Origin of the sequence: Mesorhizobium sp. M7A.F.Ca.US.005.03.2.1 (genome assembly GCF_003997795.1) — a bacterium.
Classification (GTDB): Bacteria; Pseudomonadota; Alphaproteobacteria; order Rhizobiales; family Rhizobiaceae; genus Mesorhizobium; species Mesorhizobium ciceri.
On sequence record NZ_RZRP01000767.1, the window covers coordinates 1 to 3,019 of the forward strand.

5 protein-coding genes and 1 pseudogene are annotated in these 3,019 nt (G+C 61.2%); 2 read left to right on the forward strand and 4 right to left on the reverse strand.

What is annotated here, in order from left to right; translation table 11 throughout:
* A partial coding sequence (locus EN991_RS29885; RefSeq protein WP_164769465.1) for an NADP-dependent oxidoreductase occupies positions 1–525 on the forward strand: 525 nt, incomplete at its 5' end.
* Between the two features lie 32 nt (positions 526–557).
* On the opposite strand, the gene EN991_RS29890 is transcribed toward EN991_RS29885, so the two are convergent.
* Positions 558–1,250, reverse strand: a complete 693-nt coding sequence (locus EN991_RS29890; RefSeq protein ID WP_024504111.1) for a hypothetical protein — start codon at positions 1,248–1,250, stop codon at positions 558–560.
* A 221-nt stretch (positions 1,251–1,471) separates the two neighbouring features.
* On the opposite strand from EN991_RS29890, the gene EN991_RS29895 reads away from it, so the two are divergent.
* Positions 1,472–1,912 carry a DUF2267 domain-containing protein gene (locus EN991_RS29895; protein ID WP_013530134.1) on the forward strand — a complete coding sequence of 147 codons (441 nt, stop codon included), beginning with the start codon at positions 1,472–1,474 and terminating at the stop codon, positions 1,910–1,912.
* 62 nt (positions 1,913–1,974) lie between these two features.
* On the opposite strand, the gene EN991_RS29900 is transcribed toward EN991_RS29895, so the two are convergent.
* The 3 genes and pseudogenes from EN991_RS29900 to EN991_RS29910 form a co-directional block, all read right to left on the reverse strand.
* On the reverse strand, positions 1,975–2,190 hold the full coding sequence (locus tag EN991_RS29900; protein WP_013530133.1) for a hypothetical protein: 216 nt from the start codon (positions 2,188–2,190) through the stop codon (positions 1,975–1,977).
* Between the two features lie 57 nt (positions 2,191–2,247).
* Complete coding sequence (locus tag EN991_RS29905) at positions 2,248–2,481, reverse strand: hypothetical protein (RefSeq protein ID WP_127370095.1); 234 nt, start codon at positions 2,479–2,481, stop codon at positions 2,248–2,250.
* A gap of 180 nt (positions 2,482–2,661) precedes the next feature.
* A pseudogene (locus EN991_RS29910) lies at positions 2,662–3,019 on the reverse strand (alpha/beta hydrolase); the annotation flags it as partial.

Below are 3,019 nucleotides of genomic sequence, written 5' to 3' on the forward strand. Positions count from 1 at the left end.
TTCGATCATGGCGGCCTCAAATCCGGACAACGGGTTCTCATCCATGGCGGCGCCGGCGGCGTCGGTCATCTGGCGATCCAGCTGGCCAAGGCCGTGGGCGCGTGCGTCGCGACAACCGTTTCCGCCGAGGACGTCGTTTTCGTCCGTGAGCTTGGCGCCGATCAGACGGTCGACTACAAGAATCAGCGTTTCGAAGAGGTCGTCGATGCGGTCGACCTGGTGTTCGATCTTGTCGCGGGCGACACGCAGGAGCGCTCCTGGGAGGTGCTCAAGCCTGGCGGGACGCTCGTTTCCACGCTTTCCCAACCGTCGCAGGAAAAGGCAAACTTGCGTCGGGCGCGTGGCGTCTCCTACCTGGCCGAGCCGAATGCGGCGCATCTTGCCGAGATCGGCCGCCTCATCGAGGCCGGCAAGGTCACCCCCTTCGTGCAAGCCACCTACCCTCTTGGAGAGGTCGCCAAAGCGGAAGAACGGCTGGAAAATGAGCATGTGCGTGGCAAGATCGTGCTTGAGGTTTCCGCCTAGCGCGAGTTGATGCTCCTGCCCTCTCGAACGGGTTATCCGATCCGCGCCTTGCCGTCGCTGTCCGGCACGTTTGGAAACAGCACCTTCAGCTTGTGTTCCGCGCTTGCCCAACTGCGCCTGTGATGTTGCCACAGGCACCAGTTGCTCACCGCAAAAGCTAGAATGCCGACAGTCACGGCGAGACTGGCCGTCGAGCCAACGACGACCTTGAGCATCACGCCGGCAAAGACACCGGCGATGGCACCGTTGACGACATTCACCATCCCTGCGGTTCCGGCGAACGCTTGCCAGGGCCTTGGCTTGAGGCCGACATCGGCCAGCAGAGCCGTTTGGTTGTCATGGGTGGAGTGAACCAGATAGCGCGCCATCGAAGGGGTGAGCTCGGTGTAGCAGTGCCTGATGCGTGCCATGCCGCGGGCGTGGACCATGTCTTCGATGGCCACCTGCACAGCCCTGACGAATGTCACCAGCCCAATGAAGTAGAGGCACGGCAACAGGATCAGGCTGAACAGCATGAAAGGAAGCCCCATCCTCGTCACCTGGGCCACGAAAGCAAGGGCGATCGTGGCGCTGGATACCGAAGTCAGGAACAAATTTGCGCGCTGATTCGCCTCCTGAATAGTCGCCGCCCTGGCGGTCCCCAGCACCAAATGCTCCGTCGTCATCATCTGCAGGAGTTGCTGTCGGTTCTCGCCTTCATTGGTTTTTGTCTTCCTTGCAGGCATCGCAAAAAATCCGTTCAGGACGCGCTCCCCCAACCAGCTCCTCAAAGCCGCCCACCAGGAACGAACTGCTTCGGAAGGGGTTCCGGCGCAACCAAGACCGCTACCGTGGATCCCGGGGCAGAGCCGGATCACAGGCCGAGCCAATTTTGTCGACAGATAGCGAAACGATTGTCCCTGAGCATCGTTTCGAAACCAGACATGAATTTGATGAGGAGGCGATGATGAGCGCTACCGGTTTGGATGTCTTTGACAGGACGCTGCAGACAACCAACATCTGGCTCGACGAGATCATGGACGATCATGGTCCGGATCGGCGAATTGCATGGCACATATTGGGCGCGGTCCTGCGGACCGTAAGGGACAGGCTGCAGATCGGGCTTGCGGCCAAACTTGGGGCGGAACTGCCGCTCCTGGTGCGCGGCGCCTATTACGACCACTACCGGCCCGCAGCCGAGCCGGACAAAACGCGCTCCCTGGAAAACTTCTCGCAGCACATCGGCGAGGAATTGAAATCGATCCGCCCCGTCGATCCCGAGGATGCAGCACGCTCGGTATTCCGAGTTCTTGCACGGCATATTGATCTTGGCCAATCGGCTAAGGTGCGCGATGCGCTGCCGAAGGAAATCCAGGCGCTCTGGCCTGAAAGCCTCGGTGTCAAATAGAGATGGTACGAATCTGACGGCTCCCCGGACAGCCAGGCCGAGGCTGGCGCCCCTGTCGGGCGTCAGTCCCGCAAACGGTTGGCGGCATGATCCTGATGCTGCTCGGTCGCAACCTGCCTGGAGTCCAAACCGCGTTCTTTGGAATGCTGTGCCTTGTCGCGATTGGACAGAACCTTGTTTTCTTCGAGCTTGTCTTTTGGCGTCACGGTCATGGCGCCTGTGCCGGAACCCTTTCCTTGTGAACCTGCTCCGATGTGCTTCTTGCTGCCGCGTGCCATGGGCTGCCTCCAATCTATGACGAATGTTCCAGGAGCGTTGCTGGTCCGTGACGCGCTTTAGTCGTCGGCACGGTTCTTGTGATGGGCGCTTTCCTGATTCTTGCCGCGAAGCATGTTGCGGTCGTCTGGATCGACGAGGTCCGGTGTGTCCGCTCCCTTGCGCAGTGCTTCGCGTTCCGCCGCTGATCGTTTCAGATCCGCCTCGGCATCAAAATCCTTGCCGGCGTTCTTTGTGTTTTCCCGCTCTTCAATGATGCGAATTTGTTGATCGTGGGTTTTGCGTCCAGTCATCGCTTTCCTCCGGCGTGTTCGTGTCGGCGCCCGAAAGTGGTGCGTCGCCGACCGTCTCTAAGGTCGGTTACGGCGTTTGCCTGGCCGAGCCTGCCTTCGTGCTGATAATGGCAAGGTGACGGGATCGTTCCGAAAGGCGTTGAAAAGCTTCTCGCCAGATGGCTCGGCTCGGCCCGGCGCTCACATTGACGCAGGCTCCGGCTGGCGCCCGCCCTTGTGAACCGCAGCGTCCTTTGAACGCTCGGCAACCGCCGGGCTGGTGCCGGATGCCTTTGCCGTCGCGGCACTCGGCTCCGCGCAGAAATCGATGACAGCCTGGATGAACTCTGCCGGATATTCGATGTTCGACAGATGGACCGCAGGCAGCACAACCAGCTTCGCGCCGGGCACCGTCGCGGCGATCAGCTCGCTGTGGCTGGCTGCCGTCACCGTGTCGTGCCGACCGGCGATCACCAGCGTCGGCCGGGGTATCAGTGCCACGGTGCGGCGAAGGTCCGCGTCGCGAACCGCCGCGGACAGACCCGCCAGGCCCTGCCGG

Bases quoted from the DNA above. Each gene is read 5' to 3' on its own strand.
- EN991_RS29890 (WP_024504111.1), bottom strand. From the start codon at position 1,250: ATGCCTGCAAGGAAGACAAAAACCAATGAAGGCGAGAACCGACAGCAA.
- EN991_RS29895 (WP_013530134.1), top strand. From the start codon at position 1,472: ATGAGCGCTACCGGTTTGGATGTCTTTGACAGGACGCTGCAGACAACC.
- EN991_RS29900 (WP_013530133.1), bottom strand. From the start codon at position 2,190: ATGGCACGCGGCAGCAAGAAGCACATCGGAGCAGGTTCACAAGGAAAG.
- EN991_RS29905 (WP_127370095.1), bottom strand. From the start codon at position 2,481: ATGACTGGACGCAAAACCCACGATCAACAAATTCGCATCATTGAAGAG.